The sequence below is a fragment of the Bartonella sp. AR 15-3 genome (genome assembly GCF_002022445.1).
Classification (GTDB): domain Bacteria; phylum Pseudomonadota; class Alphaproteobacteria; order Rhizobiales; family Rhizobiaceae; genus Bartonella.
On the sequence record NZ_MUYE01000001.1, the window covers coordinates 645,084 to 659,092 of the forward strand.

Here is a 14,009-nt window from a genome sequence, read left to right on the forward strand (position 1 = left end):
TTGAAAATAAGTTTTGATTTTTAAAGCGTACAAAAGAGAGTGTAAATCCTATTTTCAAATTCCCTAACCTTTATTTCACTATTCTGTATCTTTGAAAAGAATCAATGAAATCAGTATATTATATTTATAGTAAAGGCATCTGGTGGGCGATGAGAGACTCGAACTCCCGACATCCTCGGTGTAAACGAGGCGCTCTACCAGCTGAGCTAATCGCCCAATGTAATAGTTTACAATTGGATAAACACCTATTAAGGAAAAAAAAAATTAAAGGCAAGAATAAAAAATATTATTTATTAATGTTTTTTATAGAATTAGGTTAGCTTTTATTGTTTATTTAATTTTTTTTAAAAAATGTTTCATTTTTCTTGACAGAAACGAATGAACGTCCTACACGACCGTTGATACCAATATTAATTGGTTCAAAGAAGTGCGCGGGTGTAGCTCAGTTGGTTAGAGTGCTGGCCTGTCACGCCGGAGGTCGCGGGTTCGAGCCCCGTCACTCGCGCCATTTCAATTTCCTGATTTGTTTAACATGTGCTTTTCTCTTTGTGGATGATAATAATTACAGCGCATTCTGTAGAGTTTTTAGCTGATATTTAGTTTTTTCTTTTTTCATATAGTTTTATCAGAATAAGGACTTGCGTCTTTCTTTTCTTTGCAATAACTATAACAAAGAGATTAGATACTGCGCGGCATGCTCTTTAAGCTGTATGAGCGAAATTAGCGTGATGATTATTGTATTTTTATCTAGACAACATTGGAGGATTAGGCTAATTCAAAACCTCATTAAAGCGGAAAAGAATTATGATTCATTTATTGAGCTCTTATTTACCGATATTGATTTTCATTGCTATTTCAGTAATCATTACTGGAGTTCTTTTAATCATACCTTATATGGTGGCTTATCGTGCTCCTGATGCTGAGAAATTATCGGCTTATGAATGTGGATTTAACTCATTTGATGATGCTCGAATGAAATTTGATGTTCGATTTTATCTAGTTTCAATTTTATTCATTATTTTCGATCTTGAGGTTGCTTTTCTTTTTCCTTGGGCTGTTTCATTTGCCTCAATAGGTATATTTGGTTTTTTGTCGATGATTGTGTTCTTAACTATCTTGACGATTGGTTTTATATATGAATGGAAAAAGGGAGCTCTTGAATGGAATTAAGGTTTAATAATTCAATCCTTGTTGCTCCAAAATCAAAAGGAATCATTGATCCAAATACAGCTGAGCTGGTAGATTCTAATAATAAGTTTTTCAGTGATATCAATACTGAATTAGGAGACAAGGGTTTTTTAGTAACTTCAGCAGATGCTTTAATCACTTGGGCACGCACCGGTTCATTGATGTGGATGAGTTTTGGTTTGGCTTGTTGTGCGGTTGAGATGATGCAATGCTCAATGCCTCATTATGATAATGAACGTTTTGGTTATGCGCCACGCGCTTCACCACGTCAATCAGATGTGATGGTAGTTGCTGGCACTTTAACAAATAAAATGGCACCTGCTTTACGTAAAGTTTACGATCAGATGCCTGAGCCGCGTTATGTGATTTCTATGGGATCTTGTGCGAATGGTGGGGGATATTACCATTATTCTTATTCGGTTGTGCGCGGATGTGATCGTATTGTCCCTGTGGATATTTATATTCCAGGATGTCCTCCTACAGCAGAGGCACTGTTATATGGTATCTTATTATTGCAGAAAAAAATCCGTCGGACTGGGTCTATAGAGCGATAGGGACTTTATAATAATGAGTAAAACATTAGTTGAGCTTTCTAACTATTTGAAAGATAATTTGGGTGATAAGATAGAGGAAAGTATCTTTGAATTTGGTGAATTGACAATTGTGTCACGCCTTGATGCAATTACTGATGTTTTAATGTTTGTTCGCGATGATACTCGTTGTCAATTTATTAGTATTATCGATATTAGCGGTGTAGATTATCCTTCTCGTGAAAAACGTTTTGATGTGTCTTATCAGTTATTATCTCCACGATATAATTTACGTTTACGTATTAAAGTGCGTACTGATGAGAATGTAGCTGTTGCTTCTGCTTGTTCGATTTATCCTGGAGCAGAATGGTATGAGCGTGAAGCTTACGATATGTATGGTATTTTATTTTCAGGACATCCGGATTTGAGACGTATTTTAACAGATTATGGCTTTGAAGGGCATCCTTTGCGCAAAGATTTTCCTGTAACAGGATTTGTTGAATGTCGTTATGATAATGAAACAAAACGAGTTATTTATGAGCCTATTATTTTGCGACAAGAAATGCGTAATTTTGACTTTCTTTCACCTTGGGAAGGTAATGAGCATGTCTCGTCATGTGTTAAAGAACAAAGTGTTGAAAAATAATTGAGCATTTTCAGTAGGGGTGATGTATAGAAAGTTATCATTGCATGTAAGTTATTTATACACAGTGAATAGTTATTTCGTGTTGTGCATTATAATAACAAATATTTATTGCTATTCAGTTTTTAGGATGTATTGAGAGAAGTAAGGGGTTGATAGTGCCTGAGGTTAATGTCCGAAATTTTAATATTAATTTTGGTCCACAGCATCCTGCTGCGCATGGTGTTTTGCGTATGGTTTTAGAATTGGATGGTGAAGTTGTTGAGCGTGTGGACCCACATATCGGATTGTTGCACCGCGGTACAGAAAAGTTAATGGAAACAAAAACTTACCTTCAGGCAGGACCTTATCTTGATCGTTTAGATTATGTTGCTCCTATGAATCAAGAACATGCTTTTGTGCTTGCTATTGAAAAATTATTGGGTATTGAGGTTCCTAAGCGAGGGCAATTGATTCGCGTTCTATTCTCTGAAATTGGACGTATTCTTAATCATTTGCTTAATGTAACGACACAAGCAATGGATGTTGGTGCTTTAACACCGCCACTTTGGGGGTTTGAACAGCGTGAAAAATTGATGATTTTTTATGAGCGTGCATGTGGTGCACGTCTTCATGCTAATTATTTTCGTCCTGGCGGTGTGCATCAAGATTTACCAGAAAATTTAATTGAAGATATTGGTAATTTTATTGATCCATTTCTTATTGCTCTTGATAAATTAGATACCCTTATAACACCCAATCGAATTTTTAAACAGCGGAATGTAGATATTGGTGTGGTGAATATTAATGAAGCTTGGGCTCGTGGTTTTTCTGGGGTAATGATTCGTGGAGCTGGTGTAGCATGGGATTTGCGTAAAAGCCAACCTTATGAATGTTATGATGAAATGGAATTTGATATTCCTGTAGGTAAAAATAGTGATTGTTATGATCGTTATCTCATTCGTATGGAAGAAATGAGGCAATCAACAAAAATTATGCGGCAATGTGTGAATCGTTTACTTTCTTCTGAAAAAAATGGACCAGTATCAAGCTTAGATCATAAGGTTGTGCCGCCAAAACGCAGTGAGATGAAAAATTCGATGGAAGCGCTTATTCATCATTTTAAGCTTTATACAGAAGGTTTTCATACTCCTCCTGGTGAAGTTTATGTCGCTGTAGAAGCACCAAAAGGTGAGTTTGGTGTTTATCTAGTTTCTGATGGAACAAACAAACCTTATCGTGTTAAATTACGTGCTCCTGGTTTCGCTCATCTTCAAGCTATGGATTTTCTGACTCGAGGCCATATGCTGGCAGATGCACCAGCTATTTTGGGCTCGATTGATATTGTTTTTGGGGAGGTTGATCGTTAATGTCTGTACGTCGTCTTGCCGATGATATCCATCAGCCAGTGAAATTTTCTTTCACGAAAGAGAATCAAGTATGGGTGCAAAATACCATAAAGAAATATCCTGTAGGGCGTGAACAATCTGCTGTTATCCCCTTATTGATGCGTGCTCAAGAACAGGAAGGTTGGGTAACCCGTGCTGCAATTGAACATATTGCTGAAATACTTTCTATGGCTTATATTCGTGTTTTAGAGGTCGCGACTTTTTACACTCAATTTCAACTAAAACCAGTTGGAACAAAGGCGCATATTCAGGTTTGTGGTACGACTCCTTGTATGCTACGTGGTTCTGAAGAATTGATCAAAGTTTGTCAAAAAAAAATTCATTATAAGCCTTTCGTTACTAATCAAAATGGCACATTGTCATGGGAGGAAGTTGAGTGTCTTGGTGCCTGTGTTAATGCTCCAATGGTTATGATTTTCAAAGATACTTATGAAGATCTTACAGCTGAGCGTCTTGAAGAAATTATCGATGCATTTGAGGCAGGTAGAGGTTCTAATATAGCTGTAGGACCACAAAATAATCGTAAATCATCAGAACCTATTAGTGGTTTAACTTCTTTAGTTGATGGGAATAAAAATAAAATGAAATCATTTAAATCTTCAAAGAAAAAGAGAAATGAAGGCATAGAAGTTGGATAAATATTTCTTTGAATTGAATAAAACATCTAAATATACAATAAAATTTTTGGAAAAATGTTAAAAAATTGAATTAGGAAAATGCTAAAAATGCATTCAGTTGTAGAAAAAAAGGTGGGGTATGCTGGCTGATAAGGATCGCATTTTCACCAATATTTATGGTTTGAAAGATAAATCATTGAAAGCTGCGGTATTGCGTGGACATTGGGATGGTACCAAAGCGATTATTGAAAAAGGCCGTGATTGGATTATTGATGAAATGAAAGCCTCAGGCTTACGTGGTCGTGGCGGTGCTGGTTTTCCTACTGGTATGAAGTGGTCATTTATGCCAAAACAAAGTGATGGTCGGCCTCATTATTTGGTCGTGAATGCAGATGAGTCGGAGCCAGGAACATGTAAAGATCGTGATATTTTAAGACACGATCCCCATACTTTAATTGAAGGATGTGTGATTGCTACTTTTGCAATGGGAGCAAATGTTGCTTTTATTTATGTCCGTGGTGAATATATTCGTGAACGTGAAGCGCTTCAGGCTGCAATTGATGAGTGTTATGAAGCGGGATTACTTGGCAAAAAGACTAAGTATGGTCATGTTTGTGATATTATTGTTCATCATGGTGCTGGAGCTTACATTTGCGGTGAAGAGACAGCCCTTCTTGAAAGCCTTGAGGGAAAAAAAGGCCAGCCTCGATTAAAACCTCCATTCCCTGCAAATATGGGAGTTTATGGTTGTCCAACAACTGTTAACAATGTGGAATCTATTGCAGTTGTTCCTACGATTTTACGTCGAGGTGCTTCGTGGTTTTCATCGATTGGTCGACCAAACAATGTTGGAACAAAATTGTTTATGATTTCTGGACATGTTAATGCGCCTTGTACATTCGAAGAAGCTCTAGGTGTTTCTTTTCGTGAATTGATTGAAAAACACACAGGTGGTATTCGCGGTGGATGGAATAATCTTTTAGCAGTTATTCCAGGGGGTGCTTCTTGTCCGATTGTGCGTGGAGAAGATATGATAAATGCCATTATGGATTTCGATGGGATGCGGGATGTTGGCTCTTCTTTTGGGACAGGTGGTGCGATTGTCATGGACAAATCAACTGATATCATTAAGGCAATTTGGCGTATAGCGGCTTTTTTTAAACATGAAAGCTGTGGTCAATGTACACCGTGTCGTGAAGGAACTGGGTGGATGATGCGTCTTTTGGGGCGTATGGTTGAAGGAAGAGCGCAAAAACGCGAAATTGATCTTCTATTTGAGGTTTCTAAACAGGTTGAAGGCCATACTATTTGTGCACTTGGAGATGCTGCAGCATGGCCTATACAAGGTTTAATTCGTAATTTTCGTTCAGAGATCGAACAAAGAATTGATAATTATACGCGAAGTGCAGTTCAAAGCAAAAATATTACTTTGGAAACAATAAAATAAAGAGTTTTGTTTTTTAAAATAATGAAATACAAATTAAGTAGGTTATTCGCGGGTTGGATTTGTGATGATAAGTATTAAAGTTGATGGTAAAGAAATTGAAGTTCCCGACCACTACACATTGCTTCAAGCTGCTGAGGCCGCGGGTGCTGAGATACCACGTTTTTGTTTTCACGAAGCTTTATCAATTGCTGGGAATTGTCGTATGTGTTTGGTTGAGGTCAAAGGTGGACCTCCAAAACCACAGGCTTCTTGTGCTATGGGAGTTCGTGATTTACGATTAGGACCGAACGGTGAGATGCCTGAAATATTTATCAATACGGAAATGGTCAAAAAAGCCCGTGAAGGCGTTATGGAATTTCTCCTCATTAACCATCCATTAGATTGTCCTGTATGTGATCAAGGTGGTGAATGTGATCTTCAAGATCAAGCAATTTTTTATGGGCGTGATTGTTCTCGCTATACAGAAGATAAACGCGCGGTTGAAGATAAGTATATTGGACCTCTTGTAAAAACTGTTATGACACGATGTATTCATTGTACACGTTGTGTTCGTTTTACAACAGAGATTGCAGGTGTTTCAGATCTTGGTTTAATTGGACGTGGTGAAGATGCTGAAATTACGACATATCTTGAAAGAGCTATGACATCTGAATTGCAGGGCAATGTTATTGATCTTTGTCCAGTAGGTGCTTTAACTTCAAAACCTTATGCATTTTCTGCGCGTCCATGGGAATTGATTAAAACAGAGTCGATTGATGTGATGGATGCTCTTGGTAGTGCTATTCGCATTGACAGCCGAGGGCGTGAAGTTATGCGAATTGTGCCACGCATTAATAAAGATATAAATGAGGAATGGATTTCAGATAAAACACGTTTTATTTGGGATGGATTGCGCACTCAAAGACTTGATAAACCGTATGTTCGAAAAGATGGTAAACTTCAGCCTGTAAGTTGGTCGGAAGCTTTTGAAAAAATTAAAATGGTTATATCTAAAACTTCAGCAAAAAAAATTGGAGCAATTGCTGGAGATCTTGTATCTATTGAAGAAATGTATGCACTTAAATTATTATTGCTTTCATTGGGTTCAAAGGCCTTTGACTGTCGCCAAAGGGGTATGGTTTTATCACCTGAATTAGGGCGTTCGAGTTATATTTTTAATCCTACTATCGCAGGTATCGAATATGCTGATGCATTGTTAATTGTAGGATCTAATCCACGTGCTGAGGCTGCTGTTTTAAATGCACGTATTTTAAAACGTCAACGAGTAGGAAGAATTCCAATTGCGTTAATCGGAGAGCAGGTCGATTTGCGTTATCCATATTCTTATCTTGGTGCTGGTACTGATGCATTAGATACACTTATTAGTGGAGAGAATGTATTTTTTGATGTACTAAAAAAAGCTGAGAGGCCGCTTATTCTTATTGGGGAGGGTGCCATTTCAGGTAAGGAAGGTTTATCTGTTTTAAAGAATCTTGCAAAACTAGCGGATATTGTTGGAGCTCTTAGTGAAGAATGGAATGGATTTGGCATTCTTCATAATGCTGCGTCGATTGTTGGAGGATTAGATATTGGTTTTACCTATAAATTGGGAGTTAAAAATATTGTTAAAACCTGTGAGGTTCTATTTTTACTTAGCGCTGATGAAGTAGAATTAACCAATAAAAAAGCCTTTGTAATTTATATTGGTAGCCATGGTGATAACGGCGCGCATGCTGCTGATGTGATTTTACCGGCCTCTGCTTATACTGAGAAATCAGGGCTTTATGTTAATACAGAAGGTCGTGTTCAGATGACAAATCGAGCTGGTTTTGCTCCAGGTGAAGCAAAGGAGGATTGGGCTATTTTACGTGCTTTATCTGATGTTTTAAATAAAAAGCTTCCATTTGATTCATTATCTCAATTGAGACAAAATTTATTTAATGATTTTCCACATCTTTGTGCCATTGATAATATAGCTCCTTCATGTATAAATGATCTTAAAGCTTTGAGTTCACAAATAATTGTTCTGAAACCACAAAAATTTACTTCTATGATTAAAGACTTTTATTTAACAAATCCAATAGCACGTGCTTCTGCAGTTATGGCAGAATGTTCATCTCTTGCGAAAAGTCACACTGCAGAAGCTATGAACTAAGGACAAAGGGGAAAAAGGAACAATTATGTGCGATTTCTTTATGGCCTGGCTATTGCCATTATTGATTATAGTGGGTAAAACGCTTATTCTTTTAGTTGTTCTTTTGATTTTGATCGCTTATTTGCTTTATGCAGATAGGAAAATTTGGGCAGCTGTACAATTACGGCGTGGACCGAATGTTGTTGGTCCATGGGGGCTGTTGCAGTCTTTCGCAGACTTAATAAAATTTGCTGTTAAAGAACCAATTATTCCTGCTGGTGCTAATAAAGGTGTTTTTCTTCTTGCTCCTTTTGTTTCAGCAGCACTTGCTTTATCAACATGGGCAGTTGTTCCGGTTAATGAAGGTTGGGAAATTGCAAGTATTAATGTTGGTTTATTGTATATACTGGCTATTTCTTCTCTTGAAGTTTATGGTGTTATCATGGGAGGATGGGCATCGAATTCGAAATATCCTTTTTTAGGAGCTCTTCGTTCAGCGGCACAAATGGTTTCTTATGAAGTTTCAATTGGTCTTGTTCTTGTTACAGTTGTTTTAGTAAGTGGTTCATTAGATCTTACAGTAATTGTTCTTGAACAGAATAATGGTTTTGGAAAGAATATTGGTTTGCCATTCAGTAGTTTTCTTGATTGGAATTGGTTAGTTCTTTTTCCAATGTTTGTTATATTTTTCATTTCTGCACTTGCAGAAACAAATCGACCCCCTTTTGATTTAGTTGAGGCAGAATCTGAGCTTGTTGCTGGACACATGGTTGAATATTCTTCAACTCCTTATATGCTTTTTTTTCTTGGTGAATACGTTGCAATTGTTTTAATGTGTGCATTGACAACTATTTTGTTTTTAGGTGGTTGGTTACCTCCTTTTGATGTATGGTGGCTTAATTGGATCCCTGGTGTCATTTGGTTTGTTTTGAAAGTTTGTTTTGTATTTTTTTGGTTTGCTATGGTTAAAGCATTTGTACCCCGCTATCGTTATGATCAGTTAATGCGTCTTGGTTGGAAGGTATTCCTTCCTATTTCATTGGCAATGGTTGTAATGACTGCTGCTGTTTTGCAATATACTGGTTCAGCTTAAGAGGAAATCTTATATGTCAAGTCTTATTCAAGCAGCAAAATCACTTCTTTTATTAGAATTTATAAGTGCCTTTTTTTTAGCAATGCGTCAGTTTTTTTCTCCGAAACCTACAATTAATTATCCTCATGAAAAAGGTTTTGTTTCTGCACGTTTTCGTGGTGAGCATGCTTTGCGTCGCTATCCAAATGGGGAAGAACGGTGTATCGCATGTAAATTATGTGAAGCAATTTGTCCTGCGCAGGCTATTACAATTGAAGCAAGTCCTCGACGTAATGACGGTACACGTAGAGCTATTCGTTATGATATTGATATGGTCAAGTGTATCTATTGTGGTTTTTGTCAAGAGGCTTGTCCAGTTGATGCTATTGTAGAAGGTCCGAATTTTGAGTTTGCAACAGAAACGCGTGAAGAACTTTATTATAATAAAGAAAAGCTTTTAAATAATGGAGATCGTTGGGAGCGAGAAATTGCTCGCAATATATTAATAGATTCACCTTATCGTTAGGTGTATTGTTAAATGGAGTAGTCGGATAATGTATCCGATAAGAATAGTCAGGTATGAATTTTTATGCCTATTGTTTAATTGATTGAGGGGAAGTCCATGCTAACAGGTCTAGCGGTGGCATTTTTCTATATTTTTGCTTTCATTATGCTTATAAGTGCGGTCATTGTTGTTACTGCGCGTAATCCTGTTCATTCAGTTCTATTTTTAATATTAGTGTTTTTTAATGCTGCAGTTTTATTTTTACTTGCAGGAGCAGAATTTTTAGGGCTTATCTTATTAGTTGTATATGTTGGTGCTGTAGCAGTATTATTTTTATTTGTAGTTATGATGCTTGATGTTGACTTTGCTGAATTGAAAAGTGGCGCACTCAAATATGCTCCTATTGGTTCTTTTATTGGTATTATTATAGCTATAGAGCTTATTTTTGTTTTTATTAGCAACGGTTTTTCTCTAGTTTCAGGGGTTCATATTACACAACCAATGCCAGATTTAGCACAACGAACAAATACCCAAGCACTAGGAGATATCCTCTATACAGATTATGTTTTTTACTTTCAAATTTCAGGAATAATTTTATTAGTTGCAATGATTGGCGCTATTGTTTTGACACTTCGTCACAGATCAGGGATTAAACGACAGTCCATTGCAGCTCAAGTCGCGAGAACAGCTGAAAATGCAATTGAAATCAAAAAAGTTGAATCAGGTAAAGGTATTTAGCGGAAAAATTATTATGTACATTGATATCGTTCATTATCTCATTGTTTCTGTATTGATATTTACAATTGGTATTTTGGGTATTTTTCTAAATAGAAAGAATGTGATTGTTATTCTTATGTCAATTGAGCTTATATTGCTTTCAGTCAATCTTAATTTTGTTGCGTTTTCAGCTTTTCTTCATGATTTAGTTGGGCAAGTATTTTCTTTATTTATCTTGACAGTAGCAGCTGCTGAAGCAGCAATTGCTCTAGCAATTCTTGTTGTCTTTTTTCGTAATCGTGGTTCCATTGCGGTTGAAGATGTTAATGTGATGAAGGGTTGATAACTGATGTATTATATGATCGTTTTTCTCCCGCTTTTAGGTTTTTTAATTGCTGCAATAGCTGGAAAGACTATAGCTCCTCGTGTCAGTGAGCTCGTAACGTCTAGTTTTATGCTGATTGTTGCTGGATTATCATGGATCTCTTTTTTGAGTGTAACTTTTGGCAATGCTTCAACGGTTGATATACCGCTATTGCCATGGATAGGTATTGGTAAATTAGTATTTGATTGGTCTTTGCGTATTGATACGTTAACAGCTGTTATGCTTGTTGTAGTGAATAGTGTCTCAGCATTAGTCCATATTTATTCAATTGGTTATATGCATCATGATCCTTCAAGAGCTCGTTTTTTTGCTTATCTCTCTTTATTTACATTTATGATGTTGATGTTGGTGACGGCTAATAATCTAATTCAAATGTTTTTTGGATGGGAAGGTGTTGGCCTTGTATCTTATTTGCTGATTGGTTTTTGGTTTCAGCGGGATTCGGCTAATAAAGCAGCAATGAAAGCTTTTATAGTTAATCGTGTTGGAGATTTTGGTTTTCTATTAGGAATCTTCAATATTTTTGTTTTATTTCAGTCAGTTAATTTTATAGATATTTTTACAAAAGCTGCAGACAATAATTTTATAAAAGGCATGACGTTTTTAGGTGGTCATTTTGCTGGACAAACAGTAATTACTATTACATGTCTTCTTTTATTTGTTGGTGCTATGGGTAAATCAGCACAATTTCTTTTACACACATGGCTTCCTGATGCGATGGAGGGACCAACTCCAGTATCTGCGCTCATTCATGCAGCCACAATGGTAACAGCTGGTGTTTTTATGATAGCGCGTATGTCACCGATTTTTGAACTTTCTCCAAATGCTTTAACAGTAATCATTGTTATTGGATCAACCACAGCATTTTTTGCCGCAACTATAGGAGTTGTACAAAATGATATCAAACGTGTTATTGCTTATTCTACTTGTTCACAGCTTGGTTATATGTTTGTTGGCCTAGGAGTTGGGGCTTATGGAGCAGCTATTTTCCATCTTTTTACGCATGCTTTTTTTAAAGCCTTATTATTTCTCGGTGCAGGTTCTGTAATTCATGCTGTTTCTGATGAGCAAGATATGCGAAAGATGGGTGGTTTATATAAACATATAAAAACGACTTATTGGATGATGTTTATAGGGACTATTGCATTAACCGGTTTTGGGATACCTGGAACTATTTTTGGTACTGCAGGATTTTTTTCAAAAGATGCTATTATAGAATCTACCTTTGCATCGCATAATATTGTATCAGAATACGCTTTTTGGCTCCTTATTTTATCTGCTTTATTAACGAGTTTTTATTCTTGGCGACTTGTATTTATGACATTTCATGGTAAGACGCGTGCAACTGTTGATGTTATGCATCATGTGCATGAATCAGCTCCAGTTATGTTAATTCCATTATTTGTTTTATCTATTGGAGCACTATTTGCGGGCGTAATTTTTCAACCTTATTTTTGGGGTGACTTTTATGATTCTTTTTGGAAAGAGGCATTATTTACAGGAAATCATAATCATATTCTTCATGAAGCGCACAATGTACCCAACTGGGTAAAATGGTCACCATTTACAGCGATGATTTTGGGGGGTATTTTAGCTTATTTATTTTATATTTTAGTTCCTTCAATTCCTAAAAGAATTGCTGAATTTTTACCTATATTATACCGATTTCTTTATAATAAATGGTACTTTGATGAAATTTATAATATTTTATTTGTTCGTTCTGCTTTGGGGATTGGCAACTTTTTTTGGAAAATAGGTGACAATAAGATTATTGATGGTTTAGGCCCAAATGGCATTGCGGCGCGTATTATTAATATCACAAATAAAGTTGTTCGCATGCAAACAGGTTATCTTTATCATTATGCATATGCAATCCTGATTGGTGTGGCAATACTGATTACATGGATGATGATCAGGAGCTTAAATTGATGACCGACTGGCCTATTCTTTCTACTGTTACTTTTTTACCGCTTATTGGTGTGTTTCTGATTTTGTTAATTAAGGATGATAGTGAAGCAGCAAAAAGCAATATACGTAATGTAGCATTTTTTACGACTGTGTTTGTTTTTATTATTTCTTTAGTTATTTGGGCAGGATTTGATACTACAAACTCTGATTTTCAGATGGTTGAGAAATTCCATTGGTTAGGTAGTGGTATTAGTTATCATATGGGTATCGATGGCATTTCTGTACTTTTTGTTGTCCTTTCAGCTTTTCTATTACCTTTCTGTATTTTAGCAAGTTGGAATACTATTCAGGATAGATTAAAAGATTACATGGTTGCTTTTCTTCTTCTCGAAGTTGCAATTATTGGAGTTTTTTGTGCTCTTGATGCAATCTTATTTTATATCTTTTTTGAAGGTAGTCTTATTCCAATGTTTATTATTATCGGCGTTTGGGGTGGAGTGCGTCGTGTTTATGCAAGTATGAAATTTTTCTTATATACTTTGCTTGGCTCAGTGCTCATGCTGGTTGCTATCATGGTTATGTATTGGGAAGCAGGAACACTTGATATACCGACTTTGTTAACCTACCAGTTTACTACACATATGCAGATATGGTTGTGGCTTGCATTTTTTGCTTCTTTTGCTGTTAAAATGCCAATGTGGCCATTTCATACATGGTTACCTGATGCACATGTAGAGGCACCCACGGCAGGTTCTGTTATTTTAGCTGGTGTATTACTTAAATTAGGTGGTTATGGTTTTATTCGCTTTTCGTTACCAATGTTTCCTATTGCTTCAGCTGATTTTTCTTCTTTAGTTTTCACGTTATCACTTATTGCAATTATTTACACATCGTTAGTCGCGCTTGTTCAAAATGATATAAAGAAACTTATTGCTTATTCATCAGTGGCGCATATGGGATACGTAACGATGGGCATTTTTTCTGCTAATGAACAAGGTATTCAAGGTGCTATTTATCAGATGTTATCGCATGGAATTGTTTCAGCAGCTTTATTTCTTTGTGTCGGAATAATTTATAATCGCTTACATACACGTGAAATTTCAGCGTTTGGTGGTTTAGTAAATAATATGCCCAAATATGCTGTTGTTTTCTTGATTTTTACTATGGCAAATGTTGGGTTACCTGGAAGCTCAGGATTTATAGGCGAGTTTTTAACTCTAATAGGTGTTTTTCAAGCTAATAAATTTGTCGCTGTTTTTGCTACAACTGGCGTTATTTTATCAGCAGCTTATGCACTTTACCTTTATAGGCGCGTCGTTTTTGGCTCTTCAGAAAAAGAAAATTTAAAAGTTCTTCTTGATCTATCGCCAATAGAAAAATTCACCCTTTATCCAATGGTTATTCTTACAATATTTTTTGGTGTTTATCCAAGACCAATTTTTAAAACAACAATATCTGCAGTAGAATCTCTGATCAAGCAGCTGCATTAAATAAAA

Annotated in this window: 13 protein-coding genes and 2 tRNA genes; 14 read left to right on the forward strand and 1 reads right to left on the reverse strand. The window is 36.2% G+C overall.

Features of this window, described 5'->3' with window-relative positions; genetic code table 11:
• Window positions 1-140: 140 nt before the first annotated feature.
• Window positions 141-216: transfer RNA gene (locus BAR153v2_RS02950), tRNA-Val, on the reverse strand.
• A 215-nt stretch (window positions 217-431) separates the two neighbouring features.
• Here BAR153v2_RS02950 and BAR153v2_RS02955 point away from each other — a divergent pair.
• From BAR153v2_RS02955 to BAR153v2_RS03020, 14 genes are all read left to right on the forward strand, one after another.
• Window positions 432-508: transfer RNA gene (locus BAR153v2_RS02955), tRNA-Asp, on the forward strand.
• A gap of 296 nt (window positions 509-804) precedes the next feature.
• Window positions 805-1,170, forward strand: coding sequence for an NADH-quinone oxidoreductase subunit A (locus tag BAR153v2_RS02960; RefSeq protein ID WP_078680242.1), 366 nt, complete (start codon window positions 805-807; stop codon window positions 1,168-1,170).
• Window positions 1,161-1,742 carry an NADH-quinone oxidoreductase subunit B family protein gene (locus BAR153v2_RS02965; RefSeq protein WP_078680243.1) on the forward strand — a complete coding sequence of 194 codons (582 nt, stop codon included), beginning with the start codon at window positions 1,161-1,163 and terminating at the stop codon, window positions 1,740-1,742. The genes BAR153v2_RS02960 and BAR153v2_RS02965 overlap by 10 nt, the downstream gene beginning before the upstream one ends.
• Before the next feature lie 13 nt (window positions 1,743-1,755).
• A complete protein-coding gene (locus BAR153v2_RS02970) occupies window positions 1,756-2,364 on the forward strand; it encodes an NADH-quinone oxidoreductase subunit C (protein ID WP_078680244.1) in 609 nt (202 codons plus the stop codon).
• A 155-nt stretch (window positions 2,365-2,519) separates the two neighbouring features.
• The gene (locus tag BAR153v2_RS02975; RefSeq protein ID WP_078680245.1) at window positions 2,520-3,710 is read left to right on the forward strand and encodes an NADH-quinone oxidoreductase subunit D; all 1,191 of its coding nucleotides are present in this window, start codon (window positions 2,520-2,522) and stop codon (window positions 3,708-3,710) included.
• On the forward strand, window positions 3,710-4,387 hold the full coding sequence (gene nuoE, locus BAR153v2_RS02980) for an NADH-quinone oxidoreductase subunit NuoE (RefSeq protein ID WP_078680246.1): 678 nt from the start codon (window positions 3,710-3,712) through the stop codon (window positions 4,385-4,387). Before BAR153v2_RS02975 ends, nuoE begins: the two co-directional genes overlap by 1 nt.
• A 118-nt stretch (window positions 4,388-4,505) precedes the next feature.
• Window positions 4,506-5,813, forward strand: coding sequence for an NADH-quinone oxidoreductase subunit NuoF (gene nuoF / locus BAR153v2_RS02985; RefSeq protein WP_078680247.1), 1,308 nt, complete (start codon window positions 4,506-4,508; stop codon window positions 5,811-5,813).
• A gap of 64 nt (window positions 5,814-5,877) precedes the next feature.
• Window positions 5,878-7,947: an NADH-quinone oxidoreductase subunit NuoG gene (gene nuoG, locus BAR153v2_RS02990; protein ID WP_078680248.1), complete on the forward strand. Its 2,070-nt coding sequence runs from the start codon at window positions 5,878-5,880 to the stop codon at window positions 7,945-7,947.
• A 25-nt stretch (window positions 7,948-7,972) separates the two neighbouring features.
• Entirely contained in the window at window positions 7,973-9,019 is a 1,047-nt protein-coding gene (gene nuoH / locus BAR153v2_RS02995; RefSeq protein ID WP_078680249.1) for an NADH-quinone oxidoreductase subunit NuoH, read from the forward strand.
• Between the two features lie 13 nt (window positions 9,020-9,032).
• Window positions 9,033-9,524 (forward strand): NADH-quinone oxidoreductase subunit NuoI, encoded by a 492-nt coding sequence (gene nuoI / locus BAR153v2_RS03000; protein WP_078680250.1) that lies wholly within the window; start codon window positions 9,033-9,035, stop codon window positions 9,522-9,524.
• 96 nt (window positions 9,525-9,620) lie between these two features.
• Window positions 9,621-10,241, forward strand: coding sequence for an NADH-quinone oxidoreductase subunit J (locus BAR153v2_RS03005; protein WP_078680251.1), 621 nt, complete (start codon window positions 9,621-9,623; stop codon window positions 10,239-10,241).
• Between the two features lie 13 nt (window positions 10,242-10,254).
• Entirely contained in the window at window positions 10,255-10,563 is a 309-nt protein-coding gene (gene nuoK, locus BAR153v2_RS03010) for an NADH-quinone oxidoreductase subunit NuoK (RefSeq protein ID WP_078680252.1), read from the forward strand.
• 6 nt (window positions 10,564-10,569) lie between these two features.
• Window positions 10,570-12,534 carry an NADH-quinone oxidoreductase subunit L gene (nuoL, locus tag BAR153v2_RS03015; RefSeq protein WP_078680253.1) on the forward strand — a complete coding sequence of 655 codons (1,965 nt, stop codon included), beginning with the start codon at window positions 10,570-10,572 and terminating at the stop codon, window positions 12,532-12,534.
• Window positions 12,534-14,003, forward strand: a complete 1,470-nt coding sequence (locus BAR153v2_RS03020) for an NADH-quinone oxidoreductase subunit M (RefSeq protein ID WP_078680936.1) — start codon at window positions 12,534-12,536, stop codon at window positions 14,001-14,003. Before nuoL ends, BAR153v2_RS03020 begins: the two co-directional genes overlap by 1 nt.
• Window positions 14,004-14,009 lie beyond the last annotated feature (6 nt).

Bases quoted from the DNA above. Each gene is read 5' to 3' on its own strand.
- BAR153v2_RS02960 (WP_078680242.1), top strand. From the start codon at position 805: ATGATTCATTTATTGAGCTCTTATTTACCGATATTGATTTTCATTGCT.
- BAR153v2_RS02965 (WP_078680243.1), top strand. From the start codon at position 1,161: ATGGAATTAAGGTTTAATAATTCAATCCTTGTTGCTCCAAAATCAAAA.
- BAR153v2_RS02970 (WP_078680244.1), top strand. From the start codon at position 1,756: ATGAGTAAAACATTAGTTGAGCTTTCTAACTATTTGAAAGATAATTTG.
- nuoE (WP_078680246.1), top strand. From the start codon at position 3,710: ATGTCTGTACGTCGTCTTGCCGATGATATCCATCAGCCAGTGAAATTT.
- nuoF (WP_078680247.1), top strand. From the start codon at position 4,506: ATGCTGGCTGATAAGGATCGCATTTTCACCAATATTTATGGTTTGAAA.
- nuoG (WP_078680248.1), top strand. From the start codon at position 5,878: ATGATAAGTATTAAAGTTGATGGTAAAGAAATTGAAGTTCCCGACCAC.
- nuoH (WP_078680249.1), top strand. From the start codon at position 7,973: ATGTGCGATTTCTTTATGGCCTGGCTATTGCCATTATTGATTATAGTG.
- nuoI (WP_078680250.1), top strand. From the start codon at position 9,033: ATGTCAAGTCTTATTCAAGCAGCAAAATCACTTCTTTTATTAGAATTT.
- BAR153v2_RS03005 (WP_078680251.1), top strand. From the start codon at position 9,621: ATGCTAACAGGTCTAGCGGTGGCATTTTTCTATATTTTTGCTTTCATT.
- nuoK (WP_078680252.1), top strand. From the start codon at position 10,255: ATGTACATTGATATCGTTCATTATCTCATTGTTTCTGTATTGATATTT.
- nuoL (WP_078680253.1), top strand. From the start codon at position 10,570: ATGTATTATATGATCGTTTTTCTCCCGCTTTTAGGTTTTTTAATTGCT.
- BAR153v2_RS03020 (WP_078680936.1), top strand. From the start codon at position 12,534: ATGACCGACTGGCCTATTCTTTCTACTGTTACTTTTTTACCGCTTATT.